Source organism: Variovorax sp. Root473 (assembly GCF_001426505.1).
Lineage (GTDB): Bacteria > Pseudomonadota > Gammaproteobacteria > Burkholderiales > Burkholderiaceae_C > Variovorax.
This window is the reverse complement of record NZ_LMEV01000004.1, coordinates 14050-37911: the sequence shown is the minus strand read 5'-3', so window position 1 is coordinate 37911 and position 23862 is coordinate 14050. Positions and strand designations below refer to the sequence as shown.

The window sequence follows — 23862 nt, the reverse complement described above, 5'->3', positions numbered from 1 at the left end:
GTGATCGACTGGTTGACCGACGTTTTTTCCGCCATGCAGGGCTGGCTCTTCGAGACCGCCGTGCAGCCGCTGGTGTACGCCATCGGCCTGGGCGGCTGGGCCGAGGACGCCTTCGACGCCACGGGATGGCTGCTCGTCGGCGTGGTCCAGATCCTCGTGCTGCTGGCCGTGATCGGCCCGCTGCAGCGCTGGCGCGCGGTCGAGCCCGTGACCGACCGCCGCGCCATCCGCACCGACGTGCTCTACACGCTGATCCACCGGCTCGGCCTGTTCCGGCTGGTGCTGTTCTTCACGTTGCAGCCGCTGTTCGACGACCTGCTCGGCGGCCTGCGCATGGCGGGGTGGGGCACCTTCCACCTGGACGAGGCCTGGCCCGGCGTGACCGACGTGCCGTGGGTGGCCTTTGCCATCTACCTCGTGGTGCTCGACTTCGTCGGCTACTGGATCCACCGCGGCCAGCACCAGTTCAACTGGTGGTGGAGCCTGCATTCGCTGCACCACTCGCAGCGCCAGATGACGATGTGGAGCGACGATCGCAACCACCTGCTGGACGACGTCATCCACGACACGCTCATCGTCATCGTGGCGCAGCTGATCGGCGTGGCGCCGGGCCAGTTCATCGCCGTCGTGGCCTTCACCCAGCTCAGCGAGAGCCTGCAACACGCCAACCTGCGGCTGAGCTTCGGCGCCCTCGGCGAGTGGCTGTGGGTCAGCCCGCGCTTCCACCGGCTGCACCACAGCATCGGGCTGGGCCACGAGTCGCATGGCCGGAGCACGCTGGGCGGCCACAACTTCGGCGTGCTGCTGCCCTGGTGGGACATGCTCTTTGGCACCGCCAACTTCGAGAACCGCTACGACCCGACCGGCATCCGCGACCAGGTCGAGCCCGGCGCCGACGGCCGGCCGCGCGACTACGGCCGGGGCTTCTGGTCGCAGCAGTGGCTGGGCCTGAAGCGGCTGTTCGGCCGCGCCTGATCCGGGCAGAGGTCTTACGGCTGGCGGGCCGGGGCCTTGCGCTATCCTCGACGCCTCATGCGCCTGCTCCTCGACTCCTTCTGGCGCGCGGTGGCCTATTGCATGCTCCCGCGCGTGATCGTGCTGTCGCTCCTGCCATTGGCGCTCATGGTGCTGCTGGCCGCGGGGCTCGGCTACTTCTACTGGGACGCGGCCGTCGCCTGGACGCGCGAAGCCCTCGACGCCTGGCCCTTGCTGTCCAGCTTCTGGGCCTGGATCGGGCGCCTCTTCTCCAGCGACGTCACGGCCGCGCTGGCGCCGCTGGTGGTGGTGTTCGGCGTCACGCCGCTGATCGTGGTGCTGTCGCTCTTGATCGTGGCCGGCTTCATGGCGCCGGCGCTCACCAGGCTCGTGGCCGAACGGCGCTTTCCGTCGCTCGAACAGAAGAAGGGCGCTTCCTTCTTTGGCAGCGTGCTGCGCTCGCTCGGCGCCACCGTGCTGGCGCTGATCGCGCTGGTGGTGTCGATGCCGCTGTGGCTGATTCCGCCGCTGGTGCTGATCCTGCCGCCGCTGATCTGGGGCTGGCTCACCTACCGGGTGATGAGCTTCGACGCGCTGGCCGAGCACGCCAGCCCCGAGGAACGCGCCGCGCTGCTGCGCGCCCACCGGCTGCCGCTGCTGTGCATCGGCGTGCTGTGCGGCTACCTGGGCGCCGCGCCGAGCATCGTCTGGGCCTCGGGCCTGCTGTTCGCCGCCGCCTTCTTCGCGCTGGTGCCGATCGCCATCTGGATCTACACGCTGGTCTTCGCCTTCTCCGCGCTCTGGTTCGCCCACTACTGCCTGGACGCGCTGGCCCAGTTGCGCGCCCAGCGCGCGGCGCTGCAGCCCGTGACAGGCAGCGGCGACGCGCCGGCTCTCGAGGCGGCCGAAGCCACCGAGGCCAACAAGGCTGCTCTTTCTCAATGGGGTTCACCATGACACGCGCATTCGGTCTCATCGTCGTCGGCGACGAGATCCTTTCCGGCAAGCGGGCCGACAAGCACATGGCCAAGGTCATCGAGCTGCTGGCCGCGCGCGGCCTGCAACTGGGCTGGGCGGAATACGTGGGCGACGAGCCCACGCGCATCACCGCCGCCCTCATGCGGGCCTTTGCCTCGGGCGACATCGTGTTCTCGACCGGCGGCATCGGCGCCACGCCCGACGACCACACCCGCCAGTGCGCCGCCCAGGCCCTGCGCGTGCCGCTGGCGCTGCACCCCGAAGCCGAAGTGCTGATCCGCGAGCGCATGCAGGACACGGCGAAGGAGCAGGGCGTGCCCTACGAGCCCGACCGGCCGGACAACATCCACCGCCTGAACATGGGCGTGTTTCCACAGGGCGCGTCGATCATCCGCAACCCGTACAACAAGATTCCGGGGTTCAGCGTCGAGCACGTCCATTTCGTGCCGGGCTTTCCGGTCATGGCCTGGCCGATGATCGAGTCGGTGCTCGACAGCCGCTACGCCGATCTTTTCACCCGAAACGCCATCGCCGAGAAGTCCGTGATCGTTTTCGGTGCGATGGAAGCCACCCTCACGCCGCTGATGCAGGCCATCGAGCAGGCCCATGCCGGCATCAAGGTATTCAGCCTCCCCAGTGTGGATCACCCCCAGTACGGCCGCCACATCGAGCTGGGCGTCAAGGGCGACCCCGGCCGGCTCGACGCCGCCTACGGCCAGCTCATCGAAGGCCTGCACAGCTTTGATGCGAAGCTTGGCCCCGAATTGGTGCGTTAATCTGATGCGCACCAATTTGGTGATTATTTCCTTTCCCGGCAGCCTTCTGACCGTCACCCGGGCCTCATCCGGCGGGGCGACAATGGCACAGAAACTGCATCCTCCCCTCCCGTATTTCCAACCACCCATCCAACTCAGGAGAAACTGATGGCAAAGACCGTCGCCGATGTACTCAAGCTCGTCAAGGAAAACGAGGTCAAGTTCGTCGACCTGCGCTTCACCGACACCCGCGGCAAGGAACAGCACGTGACCGTGCCTGTGTCGCACTTCGATGAAGACAAATTCACCTCGGGCCACGCGTTCGACGGTTCGTCCATCGCCGGTTGGAAGGGCATCGAAGCCTCGGACATGCAGCTCATGCCCGACCCGAACACCGCCAACATCGACCCGTTCTTCGAAGAAACGACGCTGATCCTGACCTGCGACGTGATCGATCCGGCCGACGGCAAGGCCTACGAGCGCGACCCGCGCTCGCTCGCCAAGCGCGCCGAGGCGTACATGAAGGCTTCCGGCCTGGGCGACACCGCCTACTTCGGTCCGGAACCCGAATTCTTCGTCTTCGACGGCGTGCGCTGGAAGAACGACATGTCGGGCTGCTTCGTGAAGATCGAGTCCGAGGAAGCCTCGTGGAACACCGACAAGGAGTTCGAGCACGGCAACAGCGGCCACCGTCCGGCGGTCAAGGGCGGCTACTTCCCGGTGCCCCCGGTCGACAGCTTCCAGGACATGCGCTCGGAAATGTGCCTGGTGCTCGAATCGCTGGGCATCCCGGTCGAAGTGCATCACCATGAAGTGGCCAACGCCGGCCAGCTCGAAATCGGCACCAAGTTCAGCACGCTGGTCCAGCGCGCCGACTGGGTCCAGCTGCAGAAGTACGTGATCCACAACGTGGCCCACGCCTACGGCAAGACCGCCACCTTCATGCCCAAGCCCATCGTCGGCGACAACGGCTCCGGCATGCACGTGCACCAGTCGGTCTGGAAGGACGGCAAGAACCTGTTCGCCGGCGACGGCTACGCAGGCCTGTCGGACTTCGCGCTGCACTACATCGGCGGCATCATCAAGCACGCCCGTGCCCTGAACGCCATCACGAACCCCGGCACCAACAGCTACAAGCGCCTGGTGCCCGGCTTCGAAGCCCCGGTGAAGCTGGCCTACTCGGCCAAGAACCGCTCGGCCTCGATCCGCATCCCGTTCGTGGCGAACCCGAAGGGCCGCCGCGTCGAAGCGCGCTTCCCCGATCCGCTGATGAACCCGTACCTGGGCTTTGCCGCGCTGCTGATGGCGGGCCTGGACGGCGTGGAAAACAAGATCCATCCGGGCGAAGCCGCCAGCAAGGACCTGTACCACCTGCCGCCGGAAGAAGACGCGCTGATCCCGACCGTCTGCCACAGCCTGGACCAGGCCCTGGAGCACCTGGACAAGGACCGTGCGTTCCTGACCAAGGGCGGCGTGTTCACCGACTCGTACATCGACGCATACATCGACCTCAAGATGCAGGAAGTCACGCGTTTCCGCATGGCGACGCACCCGGTCGAGTTCGACATGTACTACTCGCTGTAAGCGGCTCGCCCCCAGGCTGCGCGCACTTCGTGTCGCTTCGNNNNCAACCCCCTACCGGGGGCAACACCAGCGGCCCGGCAAAGCCGGTTCCGCGGTGTTTCGCGAAGGGCGCGAGCCTGATGAGTAAGACAAAAGGACGGCCTCGGCCGTCCTTTTTCCTTGGTGCGGAACATCCCATCGTGAGAGGGCTCGAATTGCATCAAAATGCGCGTTTGTCGCGCCCTCACCGGACTCCAATGAAGACTGCTTCCCTGATTTTCCTGGCCGCTGCCTCCGTCGCCGCCGCTGTACCGGCACTCGCGCAGGAGCGCGTCTGGCGCTGCGGCAACGAGTACACCAACAACGCGACCGTGGCCCAGCAAAAGGGCTGCAAGATCATGGAAGGCGGCAACGTCACCGTCGTGCAGGGCACGAAGCCCTCGGGCGGCGGTGGTGGCAGCGCGTCGTCGTCGGGTTCGGGTGGTTCGGCCGCGCGCGCCCCGGCGGGCAGCCCGCGCGTCGAAGGCGTCGACCAGCGCGCCCGCGACGGCGAGGCGCGCTCGGTGCTCGAGGCCGAACTGCGCAAGGCGGAGGCCCGCCAGACCGAGCTCAAGAAGGAATACAACAACGGCGAGCCCGAGAAGCAGGGCAGCGAAGGCCGCAACTACCAGAAGTACCTCGACCGGGTGGCTGAGATGAAGGCCGAACTCGCGCGCAACGAGAGCGACATCGCTGGCATCCGTCGCGAAATCGGCCGCCTGCCCGGCAAGCCGCAAGCGCAGTAAGCGGCGCGCCACCCATGGTGTTCGGCAAGAAGGCGACTGGCGCCAATCCACGCTTTCGCGCCTTCGACCTGCTGTCCACGCTGATCGCGGTGGTCAACAGGGACGGTTCGGTGCTGTTTGCCAACGCGGGCCTCGAGGATGCGCTGGGCACCTCGCGCCGCACGCTCGAGGGCTCGCAGTTCGGCGCCTGTTTCCATGAGCCACAAGTGCTGCGCACCGCCCTCGACGGCGCCAGCAGCAACGACTTCGCCACGCTGCGCTACGAGGCCTTCCTGCGTCGCGTGAACCATGAGCTCATGCCCGTGCAGGTCACGCTCGCGCACGGCGACAAGAAGGGCGAACTCATCATCGAAATGTCGCCGCTGGAGCAGCAGGTGCGCCAGGACCGCGAAGAGCGCCTCATCGACCAGGCGCAGGCCAACAAGGAGCTCATCCGCAACCTCGCGCACGAGATCAAGAATCCGCTGGGCGGCATCCGCGGCGCGGCGCAACTGCTGCAGATGGAGGTCGAGTCGCGCGACCTCATCGAGTACACCCAGGTCATCATCCACGAGGCCGACCGGCTGCAGACGCTGGTCGACCGGCTGCTGGCACCGCATCGGCGCCCGCACGTGGTGGGCGACGTGAACATCCACGAGGTCTGCGAGCGCGTGCGCTCGGTCATCCTCGCGGAGTTTCCGCGCGACCTGCACATCGAGCGCGACTTCGACGTATCGATTCCCGAATTCCGAGGCGACCGCGAGCAGCTGATCCAGGCCACGCTCAACATCGTGCACAACGCGGCGCAGGCCCTGGCCGAGCGCCGCGCCGCGGGCGATGCGCAGATCACTTTCAAGACGCGCGTGGCCCGCCAGGTGATCTTCAACAAGCAGTGGTATCGATTGGCACTGGAATTGCATGTCATCGACAATGGACCGGGTGTGCCGGACACGATCAAGGACCGCATCTTCTACCCGCTCGTTTCGGGCAGGGAAGGCGGGACCGGGCTGGGACTGACGCTTGCGCAAACTTTTGTGCAACAGCATCACGGCGTGATCGAGTGCGACAGCGTCCCGGGCCGAACCGATTTCAAGATATTGATTCCGCTGCCCTAGCGCAGCCCCGGCAACAGAGGAGATGCATGAAGCCGATCTGGATAGTTGATGACGACCAATCGATACGCTTCGTGCTCGAGAAGGCACTGCTGCGCGAAGACCTGCCCACGCGCAGCTTCACGAACACACGCGAAGTGCTGGCCGCACTCGAACAGGCCGAAGGCGACGAGCAGCAGGGCCCGCAGGTCCTGGTGAGCGACATCCGCATGCCGGGCGGCTCGGGACTCGACCTGCTCGACAAGATCAAGGCCAAGCACCCCGGCCTGCCGGTCATCATCATGACCGCCTTCTCCGACCTCGACAGCGCGGTCTCGGCCTTCCAGGGCGGCGCCTTCGAGTACCTGCCCAAGCCCTTCGACCTGCCGCGCGCCGTGGAGCTGATCCGCCGCGCCGTCGACGAAAGCCAGCGCGAGGAAGTGTCCGAAGAGCGCATGGCCGCTGCGCCCGAGATGCTCGGCCAGGCGCCCGCGATGCAGGACGTGTTCCGTGCCATTGGGCGGCTGTCGCAGAGCAACGTCACGGTGCTCATCACCGGCGAATCGGGCTCGGGCAAGGAGCTGGTGGCGCGCGCGCTGCACAAGCACTCGCCGCGCGCCAGCGGCCCCTTCGTGGCGATCAACACCGCGGCCATTCCCAAGGACCTGCTCGAAAGCGAACTCTTCGGCCACGAGCGCGGCGCCTTCACCGGCGCGCAGACCATGCGCCGTGGCCGCTTCGAACAGGCCGAGGGCGGCACGCTGTTCCTCGACGAAATCGGCGACATGCCTTTCGACCTGCAGACGCGCCTGCTGCGCGTGCTCAGCGACGGCCACTTCTATCGCGTGGGCGGCCACAACTCGGTCAAGGCCAACGTGCGCGTCATCGCGGCCACCCACCAGGACCTCGAGCAGCGCGTGAAGCTCGGCGGCTTCCGCGAAGACCTGTTCCACCGCCTCAACGTGATCCGCCTGCGCCTGCCCGCGCTGCGCGAACGCGGCGAAGACGTGCCCGCGCTCACGCGCCACTTCCTGCAGCAGAGCGCGCGCCAGCTGGGCGTCGAGCCCAAGCGCATTTCCGACGCCGCGCTCGCCAAGCTCGCGGCCTTCAACTTTCCGGGCAACGTGCGCCAGCTCGAGAACATCTGCCACTGGCTCACGGTGATGGCGCCGGCGCAGCTGATCGAATCCAAGGACCTGCCGCCCGAAGTGATGGCGGGTGGTGGGGCGGAAGGGCATGCGGTGGTCGCCGAGACCGCTGCGCCCGCGCAGGCCGTCGCGATGGCCCCTGCGGCTCTCGCGCACGACGCTGCTTCCGCGCCGGTTGCCGCGGTTGCGCCTGAGACGGTGTCCAGCGCGTCGATCGGCGCCAGCGCCTGGGAAAGCGGCCTCGAAGCCGAAGCGCAGGCCCTGCTCGCCGCAGGCCGCACCGACGTGTGGGACGTGCTCACGCGCCGCTTCGAATCGCGGCTGATCCTCACCGCGCTGGCCAACACGCGCGGCCGGCGCATCGAGGCGGCCCAGAAACTGGGCATCGGGCGAAACACCATCACCCGGAAAATCCAGGAACTCGGTATCGAATGAAAAGGCCCTCCCAGGGCCTTTTTTCCATTACCGGCTGCGTTGGCCGAGCGTGAGTGAATCCAGCTGGAACTTGCCGCTCTTGTCCCAGAGCCAGGTGTCGACGTAGGTGTGGCCGCCCAGCTTGCCGGGGCTCGGCAGGGGCGAGGTGGCCTTGATCAGCTCCGCGATCATCGGTGGCACTTCGGGCGCATGGCTGGGCACGCGGCTGAAGGTCACGTTGTTGACCTTGCCGTTCGCGTCGATGTCGGTCTCGACCACCACCACGGCATACACCAGCGGTGGGATCTTGCCTTTGTAGATGCGGTTGGCGTAGGCCTTGTAGATGTGGCGCGCGCCCGTCTTGCGGTAGGTGCGGATCGCGGGCGTCTGCGCCGTGATCAGCCGCACGGTCGGCACGTCGCGGCTGCTCTCCGTGGTGGCGGTTTCGCCGCCGGGCGACGTGGTCCCCGTGCCGCTTTCCGACCTGCCGCCCGGCTTGAGGAAAGAGCAGGCGGCCAGGGCGAGTGCCGCGGCAACGATCACGGCAGAACGGGCGAGGCGTGCGGCCATCGGCATCGTCATGGCCGTCAGGCGCGCGGGCCGAGGTCGAGCACCACGGGGGCGTGGTCACTCGGCTTTTCCCACTTGCGCGGCACGCGGTCGATGACGCAGCCCTTCACGCGTGGTCGCAGCGGCTCGCTCACGAGGATGTGGTCGATGCGCAGGCCGCGGTTCTTCTGGTAGCCCAGCATGCGGTAGTCCCACCACGAGTAGCTTTTCTCGGGTTGCTCGAACATGCGGAAGCTGTCGGTCAGGCCCAGGTCGAGCAGCGCCTTGAAGTGGTCGCGCTCTTCGGTCGTGTGATGGATCGTTTCCTTCAGGCCCACGGGGTCGAAGCTGTCGCGGTCTTCGGGCGTGACGTTGAAGTCGCCCAGCAGCACGAGGTTCGGGTGCGCCGCGAGTTCACGCGCGATGTAGTCGTGCAGCGCGTCGAGCCACTTCATCTTGTAGGCGAACTTCTCGCTGCCCGGCGCCTGGCCGTTCACGAAGTAGCAGTTCACCACGCGCAGCGGACCCGAGGGCGTCTCGATGGTGGCCGCGATCACGCGCGACTGCTCGTCGGCGAAGTTCTCGATGTTCTTCACCACGTCGCGCACCGGCGCGAGGCTGAGGATGGCCACGCCGTTGTAGGTCTTCTGCCCGAACACCGCGGCCTCGTAGCCGGCCGACTTCAGCACCTCGAGCGGAAACTTGTCGTCGGTCATCTTGAGCTCTTGCAGGCACAGCACATCGACCGGGTTGGCGATGAGCCAGTCGAGCACATGCTGCAGGCGCGCCGTGAGGGAGTTGACGTTCCAGGTCGCGATTTTCATGGTGGCTCTGAGTGATGGATGGATTTCAAAAATTCTATTTCTGCGTGGGGCGCTTCGGGCTTGCAGGCCCGGCTGCGCACGCGGCAGGCGCGCCTCGCCAGCTTAGCAAAAGGGGCGCGCCGCCCGGCGGGGGCAGGTAAGCAGGCGCAACAGCCACGCAGGGCAGGCGCTGGCGCGGCTAGAGGGCGCTGGCGCTGGCGTCGGCGATCCGTGCCGGGTCGGGCTCGATGCCGATGCCGGGCGTCTCGCCCAGGTCGATCCGGCCGTCCTCGATGCGCTGCAATGGTGGGCTGAGTGTGGTGCGCAGCGGGTTCGGATTCGCGTCCACTTCCAGCATCCCGTCGCCGCCGGCCGCGGCCAGCAGGTGGGCCGAGGCGAGCAGGCCGACGCCGGCGCCCAGGTAGTGCGGGCAGTAGCGCAGGCCGGCCGCCTGCGCGCGGCGGATCACCGGCCAGCAGCCCGAGATGCCGCCCCACTTGGCGGCGTCGGGTTGCAGCACGGTGAACACCCGGGCCTGCAGCGCGGCATCGAAGGCGGCGTTGCCGGCCAGGTTCTCGCCGCCGGCCAGCGGCAGCGTCGTGCCCTGTTGCAGCGTGCGCCATTCGTCCCAGGGGCGATCCGCGCGCAGCGGTTCTTCGAGCCAGCCGAGTTTGAACGGTGCAACGCGCGCGGCCATGTGCCGCGCCTGCGCGAGCGACCAGGCCTGGTTGGCATCGACCATCAATGGCGTGTCGTCGCCCAGCGCCGCGCGCAGGGCTGTCAGGTTGGCGATGTCGCGTTGCTCGCCGAAGCCGACCTTGAGCTTGAACGCGCGATAGCCCTCGGCATGGCGCTGCAGCGCCAGTTCTTCGGGCCGGTCGGGGTTGAGTCCGCTGGCGTACACGGGCACATGGCCGCGGGCGCCGCCAAGCAGGCGCCACAGCGGCACGCCGGCGCGCCGCGCGCACAGGTCCCACAGCGCGAGGTCGATGCCGGCGATCGTCTGCGCGATCGGGCCCGGCTCGCCCGACTGGATCGCGAGCACGGCGGTGGCGTCGCTCAGGTGCGCAAAGGCCGCCTGCGCGCTGTCGAAGGCGCGACCGAGGAGCAGCGGCGCCATGACGGTGTCGAGCAGCCGCGCGCGATGCTCCGCACCGCAGCCTGGAAAGTTGCACCACACCTCGCCCCAGCCGACCGCGCCCTCGGTGTCCTCCACGCGCACGAACAGCGCCGGCCGGTCGTGCATGACGCCGAACGACGTGCGCACGGGCGTCTTCACCGGGTAGCGGAACACCATCGCCTCCAGCCGGGCGATGGTCAATGGCAGCTCGGGCAGGGCGGCAGGGCTCATGGTTTCAGGTCCATCTCCACGTGGATGGCGTCGCCGCGATAGACCACTTCGGCCAGGTAGATCACCCGGTCGTCGGGGTCGCGGAAGACGCGGCGCACTTCGGCCACCGGCGCGTTCAGCGGCACGTCGATGAGGCGCGCGACTTCCATGTCGGCGGTGCCGATGGTCAGCACCTGGTGCGCCTTGGCGATCTTCACGCTCTTCATCGAGGTCAGCAGCGGGATCACGGTTTCCTCGCGAAAGCGCCTGGGGCTGCGGCGGAAGATGCGCTCGTCCAGGTGGATGTCGATCACGCAGTAGGGCTTGCCGTCGCGCGAGTGCACGCGGCGCATGTAGGCGTAGCGCTCGGCGGGCACGCCTTCGCCCGGTCGCAGTGCGGGCGCGGAGGTGGCTTCGTCGATGTTGAGGATCTGCGGCTCGGTGTCGCGGTACACGCGCGCCAGCGCGTCCAGCGTGGTGACCACGTTGAGCCAGCGCTCGTTGGGCGGGCGTCCGGTCACGAAGGTGCCACGCCCCTGCTGCGGCGACACGAGGCCGTCGCGCGCCAGAAGCTCGACGGCCTGGCGCACCGTGACGCGGGCCACGCCGAACTCCGTCACCAGTTCTTCCAGCGAGGGCAGTCGATGGCCTTCGGGCCAGGTGCCGCGCGCGATGCGCTGGCGCAGCAGGTCGGCCACCTGCAGGTAGCGCGGCATGGGACTGTCGGCATAGCGGGGCGGACCGCCCGCAACCTGTGTCTGGGTTATTTGCATATGTCTAAACGTCTGGTCTATAGTACGACCAAATCACAGAAACAACCATCCCCGAGGTTCACCGTTTTGACCTGGAGACATGCTTCATGCTGAGCCGGCCAGCGCCGTGGCGCTTCGCGCTGATTCTCGCGCCCTGGGTGGTGCTGCTTGTGCTGTGGTATGCGGTGCGCGCCAGCGGGCTGGTCAACCCGTCGCTGGTGCCGGCGCCGCACGAGGTGGCGGCGCGCTTCGTGCAGTTGCTGCAGGACCGGCTGGTGGCCGACATCTGGATGTCGACGCAGCGCGTCTTCATCGGCGTGGCGCTGGGCACGCTGCTGGCGGTGCCGGTGGGTTTCTGCCTGGGTTGGTACAAGGGGCTGCGCAGCTTCATCGATCCGGTGATCAACTTCTTTCGGGCGCTGCCGCCGATTGCGCTGATCCCGCTGGTCATCGTGTACTTCGGCATCGGCGAAGTGGCCAAGACGGTGATCCTGTTCTATGCCGCCTTCTTCGCCGGCGTGATCGTGATGTACGAAGGCATCGCGCAGATCAGCCCGATCTACATCCGCGTGGCGCGTACGCTGGGCGCCAGCGACCTGGAGATTTTCAGCAAGGTCATCGTGCCGCTCACGGTGCCGCACATCCTCACGGCCGTGCGCGTGGCGCTGGGCGTGGCCTGGGCCACGCTGGTGGCCTCGGAGCTCATCGCCGCGCAGCAGGGGCTGGGCGCGCTGATCCAGAACGCATCGTCTTTCTTCCAGCTCGACATCATCTATGTCGGGATCATCTGCATCGGCTTCATCGCGCTGGCGATGGACCTCGCGCTGCGCGCCATCAGCCGCCGGCTGCTGGCCTGGCAGGACCGCATCGCATGACGACACCCAATCACGACACGCCGGTGCGCGTCTCTTTCCGCGACGTCTCGGTGGAATTCCCCACGGCGCAGGGCCCGATGCGCGTGCTCGACGGCGTGTCGCTCGACATCCGCCAGGGCGAGTTCGTGTCGGTCATCGGCCCTTCGGGCTGCGGCAAGACCACGCTGATGAACATCCTCGGCGGCTTCGTGCAACCGACGTCGGGGCAGGTGCTGCTCGACGGCCAACCGGTGCGCGGTCCCGGGCCCGACCGCGGCGTGATCTTCCAGGAGTACGGCGTCTTCCCGTGGCTCACCGTGCGCCAGAACATCGCCTTCGGCCTGAAGCTCGCGGGCAATCGCGTGCCCAAGGCCGAGCACGACGCCATCGTCGCGCGCTACATGGGGCTCATGGGTTTGCGCGACTTTGCCGACCACTTTCCCAAGCACCTGTCGGGCGGCATGCGCCAGCGGCTGGCGATTGCGCGCGCCTATGCGGTGCGGCCGCAGTTCCTGCTCATGGATGAGCCCTTCGGTGCACTCGATGCGCAGACCCGCAGCGCCATGCAGGATTTGCTGCTGGAGGTGCTGCAGACCGAGGACAAGACGGTGATGCTGATCACGCACTCGGTGGAAGAGGCGATCTACCTGTCGTCGCGCATCGTGGTCGTCACCGCGCGGCCGGCGCGCATCCGCACCGTGATCGACGTGCCGTTCGGCTACCCGCGCGCGGAGAACGTGCACGAAGACCCGCGCTTCGGCGAGCTGCGCGCGCAGATCCGCGCCCTCGTCATGGAAGAGTATGCGGCCCAGGCGCGGCAGACCGTGCGGCTGTCGGACTGACCGGCACACCGCCCCTTCTTCATCACAGGCACTCCCAGGAGACACCATGGCCATCCAGCGTAGAACCCTCATCCGCGCCGCCGCCGGCGCCGCGGCGGCCGCCACCGTGGCACCGCTGCTGGCACAGTCCCGCACCAAGGTCAAGGTCGGCTACCTGCACACGCCGGCGGTCGACGGGCACATCTGGCTGGGCCAGCAAAGCGGAGCGTTCGCCAAGCAGGGGCTCGAGCTGGAGCTGGTGCAGTTCACCACCGGGCTCGAACTCTTCCAGGCCATGATCGGCGGCAGCCTCGACGTGCTGGCCACCGGCGCCGTGCTGTCGAACTTTCCGGCGCGCGGGCAGGGCAAGGTCTTCCTGCTGAACAACATCGAGTACGCGACCGCGCAGCTGTGGGTGCGCGGCGACGCGGGCATCGCCTCGCTGGCCGACCTCAAGGGCAAGCAGATCGCCACCACCACCGGCACTACCGCGCACGTCTTCCTGGACCGCGCGCTGCGCTCGGCGCAGCTCGATCCGGCGCGTGACGTGCGCATCGTCAACCAGCGCATGGCGGAAGCCGTCACCTCCTTCATCTCGGGCGCGGTGCCCGCCGTGGCGCTGTGGTCGCCCTTCGACAGCACGGTGCGCCAGAAGGCGGCCGGCGCGCGCAAGCTGATCGACGCCTCGGCCTTCTTCCCGCAGGCGGCCATCATGGGCGGCTGGGCCGCGCGCAACGACTACTACGAGAAGAACAAGGCCACGCTGCGCAAGCTGGTGGCGGCCTGGGTGCCGGTGAACGACCACATCGTCAACAACCCCGACGCCGCCGCCGAGGCGCTGCAGAAGGCGCAGTACAAGGAAGTGCCGCTGGCCGAGTTCAAGGAGCAGTTCAAGGCCTCCAAGTACTACAGCTCGCCCGACTGGCGCGTGAAGTACGCCGACGGCACCGCCACGCGCTGGCTGCAGCAGGTGACCGACTTCTTCGTGCAGAACGCCAGCATCGCCAACGCGGTGAAGGCCGAGCAGTACTTCGATCCGTCGATCTTCAACGAGGTGGTGAAGGCGTGACGCGGCATGCAGGCTGAAGGCGACTGGGACTACATCGTCGTCGGCGCCGGCTCGGCCGGCTGCGTGCTCGCCAACCGGCTCAGCGCCGACGGCGCGCGCCGCGTGCTGCTGCTGGAGGCCGGCGGCACGGGCGGCAACTTCTGGCTGCGGCTGCCGGTGGGCTACTTCCGCTCCATCTACGACACGCGCTTCTCGTGGCAGTTCGATGTGGAGCCGCAGGCCCAGACGGCGCATCGCCGCATCGTCTGGCCGCGCGGGCGCGTGCTGGGCGGTTCCAGCGCCATCAACGGCCTGCTCTACATCCGCGGCCAGCATGCCGACTTCGACGACTGGGCCCGCCGGGGCGCGACCGGCTGGGGCTACCGCGACGTGCTGCCGTACTTCCGCAAGTCCGAGCGCTACGCGGGCGGCGAGAGCGAATACCACGGCGCCTCGGGCGAGCTGTGCGTCTCCGACTTGCGCAACGACCACCCGTACTGCGCGGCCTGGCTCGCGGCCGGCGCGCAGGCGGGCTTCCCGTCCAGCGCCGACTTCAACGGCGCGCAGGACGAGGGCCTCGGCGCCTACCAGCTCACGATCGGCGGCCACTGGCGCTGCGACGCGGCCACCGCCTTCCTGAACCCCACGCGCCGGCGCGCGAATCTGCAGGTGCGCACCGGCGTGCATGTCACGCGCGTGCTGATCGAAAACGGCCGCGCCGTCGGCGTGCAGTGGCTGCAGGACGGCCGCCCGCGCGAGGCGCGCGCCGACGCCGAGGTGGTGCTCTCGGCGGGGGCGCTGCAGAGCCCGCAGCTGCTGCAGCTCTCGGGCATCGGCCCGGCCGCGATGCTGCGTGCGCACGGCATCGATGTGCAGGTCGACGCGCCCGGCGTCGGCGCCAACCTGCAGGACCACTACCAGGCACGCGTGATCGTCAAGCTGCGTCACAAGATGTCGCTCAACGACCAGGTGCGCAGCCCGCTGGGACTGGCGCGCATGGGCTCGCAATGGCTGTTCGGCCAGCGCGGCCCGCTCACCGTGGGGGCCGGGCAGGTCGGCGGCATGGTGCGCACCGCGGTCGCAAAGGACGCGCGCGCCGACGTGCTCTTCAACGTGATGCCGCTGTCGGTCGACAAGCCCGGCGATCCGCTGCATCGCTTCTCGGGCTTTTCAGCCTCCGCGGCGCAGTGCCGGCCCGAATCGCGCGGCAGCGTGGGGCTGCGCTCGGCCGACCCGCTGGCGCCGCCGCGCATCGTCTCCAACTACCTCGAGCAGCCGCACGATGTGAAGGTGCTGGTCGAGGGGTTGAAGATGCTGCGCGAGATCTACCGCCAGCCTGCGTTCCGCGAGCTGGTGACGGGCGAGGAGTACCTGCCCGGCAACGCGACGCGCAGTGATGCGGCACTGGCGCAATTCGCGCGCGAAAAGGGCGGCACCGTGTTCCACCCCGTCGGCACCTGCCGCATGGGCGAGGACGACGGCGCGGTCGTCGACGCGTCACTGCGCGTGCGCGGGGTCGAGGCGCTGCGCGTGATCGACGCATCGGTGATGCCCACCATGACCTCCGCGAACACCAACGCGGCGGCCATCATGATCGGCGAGAAGGGCGCGGACCTGCTGCTGGGGCGCGCCGGCTGACGCGCTAGGCGCCGCCTCCCCCGGCGCTCGCGAGCGCCACGACTTCCGCCAGGTCTGCCACCTGCGACTTGTGCAGCAGCGCGAGTCGTTCGAGCTTGCGGCGCCCGGCCGCGAGCAGGTGGATTTCGACCTGCCGCCGGTCGGTCGTGCTGGGCTTGCGCTTGACCAGCCCCGCTTCTTCGCAACGCGACACGAGGGCGACCACGCCGTGAGGCTGGGCCTGCAGGCGCTCGGCGATCTCGCTGACGGTGGCCCATTCGCGGCCGGGGAAAGCCTGCGTGTGAAGCATCAGCTGGTACTGAAGCACCGTGATGCCTTCCGCGCGTGCGGCGTCTTCACTGAATCGCAGGAAGCTGCGAAGCCTGAACCTGAAGTCGGACAGCGCTTCCAGGTGCTGTTTCTCGATGGTGTCGCGCGGACTGGCCATTGTTGTTTTCCGTGTGTGTGCCCAGAGCGGGAATGTAGCAGCGGCTTCGGCGGACTCGGCGGCAGGATCAAAGGGTAATTACTCACAATATGATGTAATAAACCTCATAACATGAGATACCTGTCCGGAAGCTGACTTGTGCGAAGTGCTGCGCAAGCTCTGCCCGCCGTGCGTGTCATCCCCGTCCGTTCTGTTCACTGCCGCCCGTGCGGCGGGGTCGTGCGGTCGTGTCCATTTTTTACCCGTGAAAGAGATTGCCTATGCGGATCAAGAGCCAGAAGACTTTCTTCTCCGGCATCATGTTCACTTGCGTCGGTGCGGCCTTTGCGCTCGGCGCCAACAACTACAACGTGGGAAGCGCCGCGCGCATGGGCCCCGGCTACTTTCCGCTGCTCATCGGCTGCCTGCTGACGGTGCTGGGCCTGGTGGTCATCGCCAGCGCCTTCAAGATCGACACCGTCGACGGCGACCCCGTCGGCAAGATCGCCTGGAAGCCGCTCGGATTCATCATCGGCGCGAACCTGCTGTTCGGCATCCTGCTCGCGGGCCTGCGCAGCATCGGCCTGCCGGCCATGGGTCTGGTGCTCGCGATCTACGCGCTGGTGATCGTTGCGTGCATGGCGGGCGCGCACTTCTCGATGAAGTTGTCGCTCGTGCTGGCAACCGTGCTCGCCATCGGCAGCTACCTGACCTTCATCGTGGGGCTCAAGCTGCAGTTCCAGGTCTGGCCGACCTTCATCAGCGGCTGAGCAGGGAACCCGTACCATGTCCGAACTCATCGAACACCTGTCGCTCGGCTTTGCCACTGCCGTCTCGCTGCAGAACATTCTTTATGCCTTCATCGGCTGCCTGCTGGGCACGCTGATCGGTGTGCTGCCGGGCATTGGCCCGACGGCCACCATCGCGATGCTGCTGCCTGCCACCTACGCGTTGCCACCGGTGGCGGCGCTCATCATGCTGGCCGGCATCTACTACGGCTCGCAATACGGCGGCTCGACCACTGCCATTCTGGTGAACCTGCCTGGCGAGTCTTCGTCGGTGGTCACCGTGATCGACGGGCACCAGATGGCCAAGCAGGGGCGCGGCGGGCCCGCGCTCGCGGCCGCGGGCCTGGGCTCGTTCTTCGCGGGCTGCGTGGGCACGCTGATCCTGGCCGCGTTCGCGCCACCGCTGACGGAAGTCGCGTTCAAGTTCGGCCCGGCCGAATACTTCTCGCTGATGATCCTCGGCCTCATTGGTGCCGTGGTGCTGGCCTCGGGCTCGCTGCTCAAGGCCATCTGCATGATCCTGGTCGGCCTGCTGCTGGGGCTGGTCGGCACCGACGTCAATTCCGGTGTGGCGCGCTACAGCTTCGACATTCCGGAGCTCACCGACGGCCTGGGCTTCATCGCCATCGCCATGGGCGTGTTCGGCTACGGCGAGATCATCGCCAACCTCGCGCGCCCCGAGGATGAGCGCGAGGTGTTCACCGCCAAGGTCTCCGGCCTGTTCCCCACCAAGGAAGACTTCAAGCGCATGCTGCCGGCCGTGCTGCGCGGCACCGCGCTGGGTTCATCGCTGGGCATCCTGCCGGGCGGCGGCGCGCTGCTGTCGGCCTTTGCGGCCTACACGCTCGAAAAGAAGATCCAGCTCAAGCCGGGCGAGGTGCCGTTCGGCAAGGGCAACATCCGCGGCGTGGCGGGCCCCGAAGCCGCCAACAACGCGGGCGCGCAAACCTCCTTCATTCCGATGCTGACGCTGGGCATTCCGCCCAACCCGGTGATGGCGCTGATGGTCGGCGCCATGACGATCCACAACATCCAGCCCGGGCCGCAGGTGATGACGAGCAACCCCGAGCTGTTCTGGGGCCTGATCGCGTCGATGTGGATCGGCAACCTGATGCTCGTGATCCTGAACCTGCCGCTCATCGGTCTGTGGATCAAGCTGCTGACCATTCCGTACAAGTGGCTCTTTCCGGCCATCGTGCTGTTCTGCGCGATCGGCGTGTACTCGACCAACAACAACGTCTTCGACATCTGGCTGGTGGCGATCTTCGGGGTCGTGGGCTACAGCTTCATCAAGCTCGGCTGCGAGCCGGCGCCGTTGCTGCTCGGCCTCATCCTCGGACCGATGATGGAAGAGAACCTGCGCCGCGCGCTGCTGCTGTCGCGCGGCGACTGGAGCGTGTTCGTGTCACGCCCCATCTCGGCAGGCCTGCTCGCCGCCGCGGTCGTGCTGATGCTGATCGTGCTCCTGCCCTCCATCCGGTCCAAGCGGGAGGAGGCGTTCGTCGAAGAGGGATAGGCCGAAGCTGCGCTAGGGCCGCAGATGCCAGCCCAGTTCGCCCTGCAGGAACTGGGCGGCCTCGGGCGGCAGATCGTCCGAGCCGAAGAAGTCCGCCACGGGCCGCTCGACGACGATGCGTCCTGCATGCAGGTACGCCACGCGCGTGGCCAGGCGTTTGGCCTGGCCGAGGTTGTGGGTGCTCATCACGATCGTCACACCGCTGTGGGCGACCTCTTCGATGAGGGCCTCGATCTCGTTCTTGGCACCCGGGTCCAGGCTGGCAGTCGGCTCGTCGAGGAACAGGATGTCCGGCTGGAGCGCCCATGCGCGCGCCAGGCCGAGGCGCTGCTGCTGACCGCCCGACAGCGAGCGCGCCGACCGCGCCGCGTGGTCCAGCAGGCCCACGCGCGCCAGTGCCAGGCCGCAGCGCTCGCTGCGCTCGGCGGCCGGCACGCCCGACAGCCACAGGCCCACCCACACGTTGCGCCACACCGAGAGGCTCAGCAGGAAGGGGCGCTGGAACAGCATGGCCGCGCGCGGAAGGCGGCCCTGTGGCTGCAGCGGCAGGCGCTCGCAGCGGCCTTTGCAGGGCAGCAGGCCATGCAGCAGCCGCAGCAACGTGGTCTTGCCCGAGCCGTTGGCGCCGACGAGCACGAGCCGCTCGCCCCGGAGCAGCGTCAGCGATGCGTCGTTCAGCGCGACCACCTGGCCGAAGCGCACGGTGACTTTCTCGGCGCGGATCAACGGTGTGGCCTCGGCGGCCACCGGTGTGCGAGGAGCGGGCGGGGGGCGCGCCGCTTGCGGCCTTCCCGGCGCGGCGGCGCTCGGCGGGCGCGTGGCCAGCCACTGCAAAAGCCCGATTGCGCCGTTGACCGCGCCGACCACCGCCAGCAGCACGATGCCCAGCGCCAGGGCCAGCGCAAGATCGCCCTTGCTGGTTTCCAGCGCGATGGTGGTGGTCATCACGCGCGTCACGCCGGCGATGTTGCCGCCGACGATCATCACGGCGCCGACCTCGGCGATGGCGCGCGCGAAGGCGGTGAGCAGCACGGTCGCCACGCCCATCCGGTCGTGCACCAGCATCAGGAGCGACGTGGCGAGCGGACCTGCGCCCAGCGAGCGCAGCTGGTCGCCGCCATCGGCGAGTGCCGCCATCACGAGCCGGCGCGACAGCGCGGCGATCAGCGGCGTGACGAGCACGCTCTGCGCCACCACCATGGCCGACGGCGTGAACAAAATGCCGAGCTGACCCAGCGGCCCCGAGCGCGAAAGCAGCAGGTACACCAGCAGGCCCACCACCACGGCGGGCAGTGCAAGCAGCGTGTTCACCAACCACACGACCAGCACATGCCCCGGAAACCGCGCCACCGCCAGCCAGGCGCCGAGCAGCAGGCCGAACAGGGCGCCGATCGCGCAGGCCGTCGCGCTCACCTGCAGGGAGAGCGCCGTGATGCGCACGAGTTCGGGGTCGGCGGCGGCGATGAGTTGCCAGGCCAGCGCCCAGCCTTCGGTCATGGTGTTCATTGGCCGGCGGCTTTCATCGCCAGCGCGGGGCCATGTGCATCGCGCGACCCAGCCCCGCCATCGACCGGCGCACCGTTCACTGGTTCGCGTTCGGGAAGAAGAGCTGCTCGCCGCCGATCTTGTACGAGGCAATGGCGGCTTGCCCGTCGCGCGACACCACCCAGTCGGCGAAGCCTTGCGCCAGGTCTTTCTTCACGTGCGGGTGCCTGGCTGGGTTCACGACGATCACGCCGTACTGATTGAACAGCTGCCTGTCGCCCTCGACCACGATGCCCAGGTCGGCGCGGTTCTTGAAGTTGAGCCAGGTGCCGCGGTCGGACAGCACATAGGCATTGGTCGACGCGGCAATGTTGAGCGCCTGCCCCATGCCGCAGCCGCATTCCTTGTAGCCGGCCGGCTTGGCACTGGCGAGGTCGATGCCGGCCAGCTTCCACTGGCGCAGTTCGGCCGAGTGGGTGCCGCTCTTGTCGCCGCGCGAGACGAAGGCCGTGCCCGTGCTGCCCAGGCGCTTGAGCGCCATCGCGATGTCCTTGCCGCGCACGCCGGCCGGGTCGGACTTCGGACCGATCAGCACGAAGTCGTTGTACATGACCGCCTGGCGCGCGAGGCCGAAGCCTTCGGCGACGAACTTCTCTTCGGCGGGCTGGTCGTGCACGAACAGGGCGTCGGCATCGCCGCGTCGCGCCATGTCCAGCGCCTGGCCGGTGCCCACGGCCACCACGCGCACCTCGGTGCCCGTCGCCTGGGTGAACTGCGGCAGCAGGTGCTTGAACAGGCCCGACTGTTCCGTCGAGGTGGTCGATGCCAGCACGATGAACTTGTCCTGCGCGTGCGCGATCGGCGCGAGCAACGTGCCGGCGAGCGCGCCGGTGAGAGCGAGGAGGGTGAAGCGTCTGCGCAAAGCCATCGTCGAAGTCCTTGTGAGTGGAAGAAGCAGTTCTGTGATCAGGCGGCGGGTTCGACGACGCGAAAGCCCAACCGGCCCAGCGCCTCGCGCGCCGCCACCGACTGCAGCAGCGCAACGAAGGCCTGCACGGGCGCGCGCGCCAGCCGCGTCTTGGGCATCACGAAGTCGTAGCGTTCCTCCTGCACCGGAATGAAGCCCAGGCCGTACTGCCGCGCGACCGTGTCGATGGCCAGGCCCCAGTCGGCGCGCGCTTGCGCCACGGCCACCGCGACCGCGTTGTGCGACTTGGTCTGTACGCCGTAACCAGGCGGCTTCGCGCCGGCGAGCAGGCGGTCGATGAGGATCCGCGTGCCGCTGCCCGCGTTGCGGTTGACCATGGTGCAGCCGGGCTGCGTGGTGGCGGCGGCGATGGCCGTGGCGGCGTCCAGTCCCTCGAAGCGCGCATCGCCCGGGCGGTAGACGATGCCCTGCATACGGCCATAGCCCGGAACCAGCTCGAGCGAGGGCGTGAGCAGCGGCCGGTTGTAGACGCCCGTCGCCGGGTCCATCAAATGGATGCCTGCCACGTCGCATTCGCCGCGCTTCGCGGCCATCAGCCCGCCCGTGCTGCCCACGTTCATGGCCTTGATGCGCAGGCCCTGGCGCATCAGTTCGCCGCTCAGCCAGTCGAGGCCCACGCAATGGCTGCCGATGAAGATGAGGTCTGCGGCGTCCAGCCCCTGGCCCAGGCGCTGCACCTGCACGGGTGCGCCAGCGTCGAGGATCTCGGTGTGCTGGCCGATGGTGATGAAGCCGTCCGCGCTGCTGAACGTGGTGACCGAGCCGGAGCCCTTGCCCATCGGGTAGGCGGCCATGCCGTCGTCGGTGGGCACCAGACCCACCAGCAAATATTCGGTGCGACCGCGCTCGGAGTTCACGCGCAGGGGCAGCGTGGCATCGACATGCTCTCGCCGCTCGGGCGGCTGGCCTGCAAAGGCGCGGATCACGGGTGCGAGGAACTCGTGAAAGGTGAAGACCGCCGAGGTCGGAAAGCCCGGCAGGATCACGACCGGCTTGCCGCCCGTGACCGCCAGGCACACTGGCTTGCCGGGCTTGAGCGCCACGCCGTGCGCCACGACGCCCGGATCGCCGAGGGCCGCCACCACGCGGTACGACAGGTCGCCTTCGCCTTTGGACGTGCCGCCTGAGAAGACCACAGCGTCGCATTCCAGCCCGCGTGCAAGCGCGGCCGACAGCAGGGCCTCGTCGTCCGCAATCACGCCCAGCCGGACGGGCTCGCCGCCCAGTTCCTCGACTGCGGCGCCGATGATGGCGGCGTTGGAGTCGTACACGGCGCCCGTGGGCAGCGGCGCGCCGGGCGCGACGATCTCGTTGCCGGTGGAGAAGATGGCGACGCGCGGCTTGCGGTACACGCCGACTTCGGCCAGGCCCAGTGCCGCAAGCACGCCGATCTCGCGCGAGCTCAGCGGCTGGCCCGCGCGCAGCACGGTCTCGCCGCGTGCGATGTCGGTGCCGGCGTAGCTGACGTTCTCGCCCGCCGTCGCGGCGCGGCGAACCTGCACGTGGCCGTGGTCGAGATCGGTGTGTTCCACCATCACCACCGCATCGGCGCCCCGCGGCAGCATGCCGCCGGTGGCGATGGCAGTGGCATGGCCGGGCGTCACTTCGCACTGCGGCACGATGCCGGGCGCGAGCGTTTCGCCCACGAGGGCCAGCGCGCGGACCTGTTCTTCCATCGCGCCCCAGGTGTCGGCGGCCTGCACGGCAAAACCGTCGACGTTGGAGCGGTCGAAGCCCGGCACGTCGATGGCGGCGACCACGTCTTCGGCCAGCACCCGGCCCAGCACCGCGTGCAGGGGCAGCGTCTGGCGACCCAGCGGCGCGAGGGTCAGGTGTTCGCGGAAGCGGCGCTCGGCCTCGTCCCGCGTGACGACATCGAGGAATTGCGATTGGGCTTTCACGGGCACTCGTAAAGATGAACAGTGACGTCGGTCCCTGGCCCGAAGCCTTCGCTTTCGGCAGGCGCGATCACGAAGCCGTCGGCGCGCGTGGTCGAGCTCAGCACCGACGCGCCCGACAGCGCGAGCGGCTCGACGCCGTCGCTGCCGATCTTCACGCGCACGTAGTCGACGCGGCCCACTTGCGAGACGATCTTGCGCGCGACGGTCGCACGTGTGCGCGGGTAGGGCCAGTCGGCGGGCCGTCCGCCGAGCTGGCGGATGGCGCGTCCGGCAAAGAAGTCGTACGCGCACAGGCAGGACACGGGATTGCCCGGCAGCAGGAATACCAGCGTGTCGCCGATGCGCCCCATGCCAGCAGGACTGGAGGGCCGCATCGCGATGCCGTGGATCGCCAGCTCGCCCAGTTCGGCCAGCAGGCGCGGCGCGTGGTCCTCGGCGCCCACGCTGGAGCCGCCGGAGATGAGTACGACGTCGGCGCCGGGCGCCGTAAGCGCCTGTGCGATGACCTGCGGGTCGTCGCCCAAGCGCTGGTGCGACGCGAGCACGCCGCCATCGCGCAGCACGAGGCCGCGCAAGGTCACGGAGTTGGCGTCGTAGATCTCGAACGGCCCCTTCGGCATGCCGGGCGCGCGCACTTCATTGCCCGTGACAAGCAGCCGCACGCGGGGCCGACGCACCACCTGCAATTGGGCCAGCCCCAGCGAGGCCGCCAGTCCGGCATCCTGCGGACGCAGCCGGCGGCCCGCGGCGAGCGCCGTGCTGTCACGCGCGATGTCTTCACCGACATGGCCCACGTGCTGGCCCGGCGCGACGGCGCGCGTGATGGTCAGGCGCCCGTCCTGCTCGCTCGCGTATTCGGCGGGCACCACCGCGTCGAGGCCTTGTGGCACCGGGGCGCCGGTCATGATGCGGATCGCAGCGCCCGCGGGCACGTCGCCTTCGAAAGGCCGGCCGGGCCACGCATGGCCCGCGATCGGAAATTCGAGCGGGTTGTATTCGCCGGCGCCGGTGCTTTCGCCGCCGCGCAACGCATAGCCGTCCATGGCCGCGCGATCGAACTCGGGCACCGCGATGGGCGCGATCACCTCGTGCAGCAGCACGCGTCCCGTGGCCTCGTCGACAGGTACGGATTCACCGGACAGCAGGGGCGTGTGGGCGTCGATCCAGGCGAGGGCGGCAGGCACCTCGGCGCGCTGCGTGAAGCCGCGCATACGCACATCGGGCGAGGCAGTTCGTTCGGGTGTGGGCATCGGGGCCAGTATAGAAGTTGGATGTCTCTGGCGTTGTCGGGGCAT

General features: G+C 68.3%; 22 protein-coding genes. 13 read left to right on the top strand and 9 right to left on the bottom strand.

Annotated features, from left to right (window positions below):
• The 7 genes from ASD34_RS04830 to ntrC all read left to right on the top strand — a co-directional run bounded on the left by ASD34_RS04830 (position 1) and on the right by ntrC (position 7709).
• A complete protein-coding gene (locus tag ASD34_RS04830) occupies positions 1–975 on the top strand; it encodes a sterol desaturase family protein (protein WP_056573529.1) in 975 nt (324 codons plus the stop codon).
• Between the two features lie 57 nt (positions 976–1032).
• Positions 1033–1932: an EI24 domain-containing protein gene (locus ASD34_RS04825; RefSeq protein WP_056573525.1), complete on the top strand. Its 900-nt coding sequence runs from the start codon at positions 1033–1035 to the stop codon at positions 1930–1932.
• Entirely contained in the window at positions 1929–2729 is an 801-nt protein-coding gene (locus ASD34_RS04820) for a competence/damage-inducible protein A (RefSeq protein ID WP_200937527.1), read from the top strand. Before ASD34_RS04825 ends, ASD34_RS04820 begins: the two co-directional genes overlap by 4 nt.
• Before the next feature lie 147 nt (positions 2730–2876).
• Positions 2877–4292 carry a type I glutamate--ammonia ligase gene (gene glnA, locus ASD34_RS04815; protein WP_056573520.1) on the top strand — a complete coding sequence of 472 codons (1416 nt, stop codon included), beginning with the start codon at positions 2877–2879 and terminating at the stop codon, positions 4290–4292.
• Positions 4293–4528: 236 nt separating this feature from the next.
• Positions 4529–5056: a hypothetical protein gene (locus tag ASD34_RS04810; protein ID WP_056573517.1), complete on the top strand. Its 528-nt coding sequence runs from the start codon at positions 4529–4531 to the stop codon at positions 5054–5056.
• A 14-nt stretch (positions 5057–5070) separates the two neighbouring features.
• Positions 5071–6150 carry a nitrogen regulation protein NR(II) gene (gene glnL, locus ASD34_RS04805; RefSeq protein WP_056573514.1) on the top strand — a complete coding sequence of 360 codons (1080 nt, stop codon included), beginning with the start codon at positions 5071–5073 and terminating at the stop codon, positions 6148–6150.
• A 26-nt stretch (positions 6151–6176) separates the two neighbouring features.
• Positions 6177–7709, top strand: a complete 1533-nt coding sequence (ntrC, locus tag ASD34_RS04800) for a nitrogen regulation protein NR(I) (RefSeq protein WP_056573511.1) — start codon at positions 6177–6179, stop codon at positions 7707–7709.
• A gap of 27 nt (positions 7710–7736) precedes the next feature.
• Here the strand turns inward: ntrC and ASD34_RS04795 are convergent, their stop codons facing one another.
• The 4 genes from ASD34_RS04795 to ASD34_RS04780 form a co-directional block, all read right to left on the bottom strand.
• Complete coding sequence (locus ASD34_RS04795; RefSeq protein ID WP_056573507.1) at positions 7737–8270, bottom strand: hypothetical protein; 534 nt, start codon at positions 8268–8270, stop codon at positions 7737–7739.
• A gap of 5 nt (positions 8271–8275) precedes the next feature.
• On the bottom strand, positions 8276–9061 hold the full coding sequence (gene xth, locus ASD34_RS04790; RefSeq protein ID WP_056573504.1) for an exodeoxyribonuclease III: 786 nt from the start codon (positions 9059–9061) through the stop codon (positions 8276–8278).
• A 178-nt stretch (positions 9062–9239) separates the two neighbouring features.
• Positions 9240–10391 (bottom strand): mandelate racemase/muconate lactonizing enzyme family protein, encoded by a 1152-nt coding sequence (locus ASD34_RS04785; protein WP_056573501.1) that lies wholly within the window; start codon positions 10389–10391, stop codon positions 9240–9242.
• Positions 10388–11086 (bottom strand): GntR family transcriptional regulator, encoded by a 699-nt coding sequence (locus tag ASD34_RS04780; RefSeq protein WP_235509977.1) that lies wholly within the window; start codon positions 11084–11086, stop codon positions 10388–10390. Before ASD34_RS04780 ends, ASD34_RS04785 begins: the two co-directional genes overlap by 4 nt.
• A 143-nt stretch (positions 11087–11229) precedes the next feature.
• On the opposite strand from ASD34_RS04780, the gene ASD34_RS04775 reads away from it, so the two are divergent.
• From ASD34_RS04775 to ASD34_RS04760, 4 genes are read left to right on the top strand one after another with little or no spacing between them, the layout of a single operon-like run.
• Positions 11230–11997: an ABC transporter permease gene (locus ASD34_RS04775; protein ID WP_056573495.1), complete on the top strand. Its 768-nt coding sequence runs from the start codon at positions 11230–11232 to the stop codon at positions 11995–11997.
• On the top strand, positions 11994–12818 hold the full coding sequence (locus tag ASD34_RS04770) for an ABC transporter ATP-binding protein (RefSeq protein ID WP_056573492.1): 825 nt from the start codon (positions 11994–11996) through the stop codon (positions 12816–12818). The genes ASD34_RS04775 and ASD34_RS04770 overlap by 4 nt, the downstream gene beginning before the upstream one ends.
• Before the next feature lie 46 nt (positions 12819–12864).
• Positions 12865–13866 (top strand): ABC transporter substrate-binding protein, encoded by a 1002-nt coding sequence (locus ASD34_RS04765; protein ID WP_056573489.1) that lies wholly within the window; start codon positions 12865–12867, stop codon positions 13864–13866.
• 6 nt (positions 13867–13872) lie between these two features.
• Complete coding sequence (locus ASD34_RS04760; RefSeq protein ID WP_056573486.1) at positions 13873–15483, top strand: GMC family oxidoreductase; 1611 nt, start codon at positions 13873–13875, stop codon at positions 15481–15483.
• 4 nt (positions 15484–15487) lie between these two features.
• On the opposite strand, the gene ASD34_RS04755 is transcribed toward ASD34_RS04760, so the two are convergent.
• Entirely contained in the window at positions 15488–15910 is a 423-nt protein-coding gene (locus tag ASD34_RS04755; RefSeq protein WP_056573484.1) for a MarR family winged helix-turn-helix transcriptional regulator, read from the bottom strand.
• Between the two features lie 260 nt (positions 15911–16170).
• On the opposite strand from ASD34_RS04755, the gene ASD34_RS04750 reads away from it, so the two are divergent.
• Both ASD34_RS04750 and ASD34_RS04745 read left to right on the top strand, forming a co-directional pair.
• Complete coding sequence (locus ASD34_RS04750; protein WP_056573481.1) at positions 16171–16659, top strand: tripartite tricarboxylate transporter TctB family protein; 489 nt, start codon at positions 16171–16173, stop codon at positions 16657–16659.
• Between the two features lie 16 nt (positions 16660–16675).
• On the top strand, positions 16676–18193 hold the full coding sequence (locus ASD34_RS04745) for a tripartite tricarboxylate transporter permease (RefSeq protein ID WP_056573476.1): 1518 nt from the start codon (positions 16676–16678) through the stop codon (positions 18191–18193).
• A gap of 12 nt (positions 18194–18205) precedes the next feature.
• Here the strand turns inward: ASD34_RS04745 and ASD34_RS28520 are convergent, their stop codons facing one another.
• The 4 genes from ASD34_RS28520 to glp all read right to left on the bottom strand — a co-directional run bounded on the left by ASD34_RS28520 (position 18206) and on the right by glp (position 23817).
• Positions 18206–19699 (bottom strand): ABC transporter permease, encoded by a 1494-nt coding sequence (locus ASD34_RS28520; RefSeq protein WP_056573472.1) that lies wholly within the window; start codon positions 19697–19699, stop codon positions 18206–18208.
• Between the two features lie 76 nt (positions 19700–19775).
• On the bottom strand, positions 19776–20606 hold the full coding sequence (locus tag ASD34_RS04735; RefSeq protein ID WP_056573470.1) for a substrate-binding domain-containing protein: 831 nt from the start codon (positions 20604–20606) through the stop codon (positions 19776–19778).
• 38 nt (positions 20607–20644) lie between these two features.
• Positions 20645–22567, bottom strand: a complete 1923-nt coding sequence (locus ASD34_RS04730) for a molybdopterin biosynthesis protein (RefSeq protein ID WP_056573467.1) — start codon at positions 22565–22567, stop codon at positions 20645–20647.
• A complete protein-coding gene (gene glp / locus ASD34_RS04725) occupies positions 22564–23817 on the bottom strand; it encodes a gephyrin-like molybdotransferase Glp (RefSeq protein WP_056573464.1) in 1254 nt (417 codons plus the stop codon). Before glp ends, ASD34_RS04730 begins: the two co-directional genes overlap by 4 nt.
• Between the last annotated feature and the right edge of the window lie 45 nt (positions 23818–23862).

Excerpts from the sequence above, each read along its gene's own strand:
- ASD34_RS04750 (WP_056573481.1), top strand. The coding sequence starts at position 16,171 with ATGCGGATCAAGAGCCAGAAGACTTTCTTCTCCGGCATCATGTTCACT.
- ASD34_RS04770 (WP_056573492.1), top strand. The coding sequence starts at position 11,994 with ATGACGACACCCAATCACGACACGCCGGTGCGCGTCTCTTTCCGCGAC.
- ASD34_RS04810 (WP_056573517.1), top strand. The coding sequence starts at position 4,529 with ATGAAGACTGCTTCCCTGATTTTCCTGGCCGCTGCCTCCGTCGCCGCC.
- ASD34_RS04735 (WP_056573470.1), bottom strand. The coding sequence starts at position 20,606 with ATGGCTTTGCGCAGACGCTTCACCCTCCTCGCTCTCACCGGCGCGCTC.
- ntrC (WP_056573511.1), top strand. The coding sequence starts at position 6,177 with ATGAAGCCGATCTGGATAGTTGATGACGACCAATCGATACGCTTCGTG.
- ASD34_RS28520 (WP_056573472.1), bottom strand. The coding sequence starts at position 19,699 with ATGAACACCATGACCGAAGGCTGGGCGCTGGCCTGGCAACTCATCGCC.
- ASD34_RS04780 (WP_235509977.1), bottom strand. The coding sequence starts at position 11,086 with ATGCCGCGCTACCTGCAGGTGGCCGACCTGCTGCGCCAGCGCATCGCG.
- ASD34_RS04755 (WP_056573484.1), bottom strand. The coding sequence starts at position 15,910 with ATGGCCAGTCCGCGCGACACCATCGAGAAACAGCACCTGGAAGCGCTG.
- glnL (WP_056573514.1), top strand. The coding sequence starts at position 5,071 with ATGGTGTTCGGCAAGAAGGCGACTGGCGCCAATCCACGCTTTCGCGCC.
- ASD34_RS04820 (WP_200937527.1), top strand. The coding sequence starts at position 1,929 with ATGACACGCGCATTCGGTCTCATCGTCGTCGGCGACGAGATCCTTTCC.
- ASD34_RS04825 (WP_056573525.1), top strand. The coding sequence starts at position 1,033 with ATGCGCCTGCTCCTCGACTCCTTCTGGCGCGCGGTGGCCTATTGCATG.
- ASD34_RS04745 (WP_056573476.1), top strand. The coding sequence starts at position 16,676 with ATGTCCGAACTCATCGAACACCTGTCGCTCGGCTTTGCCACTGCCGTC.
- glnA (WP_056573520.1), top strand. The coding sequence starts at position 2,877 with ATGGCAAAGACCGTCGCCGATGTACTCAAGCTCGTCAAGGAAAACGAG.
- ASD34_RS04795 (WP_056573507.1), bottom strand. The coding sequence starts at position 8,270 with ATGACGATGCCGATGGCCGCACGCCTCGCCCGTTCTGCCGTGATCGTT.
- ASD34_RS04760 (WP_056573486.1), top strand. The coding sequence starts at position 13,873 with ATGCAGGCTGAAGGCGACTGGGACTACATCGTCGTCGGCGCCGGCTCG.
- glp (WP_056573464.1), bottom strand. The coding sequence starts at position 23,817 with ATGCCCACACCCGAACGAACTGCCTCGCCCGATGTGCGTATGCGCGGC.
- ASD34_RS04785 (WP_056573501.1), bottom strand. The coding sequence starts at position 10,391 with ATGAGCCCTGCCGCCCTGCCCGAGCTGCCATTGACCATCGCCCGGCTG.
- ASD34_RS04775 (WP_056573495.1), top strand. The coding sequence starts at position 11,230 with ATGCTGAGCCGGCCAGCGCCGTGGCGCTTCGCGCTGATTCTCGCGCCC.
- xth (WP_056573504.1), bottom strand. The coding sequence starts at position 9,061 with ATGAAAATCGCGACCTGGAACGTCAACTCCCTCACGGCGCGCCTGCAG.
- ASD34_RS04765 (WP_056573489.1), top strand. The coding sequence starts at position 12,865 with ATGGCCATCCAGCGTAGAACCCTCATCCGCGCCGCCGCCGGCGCCGCG.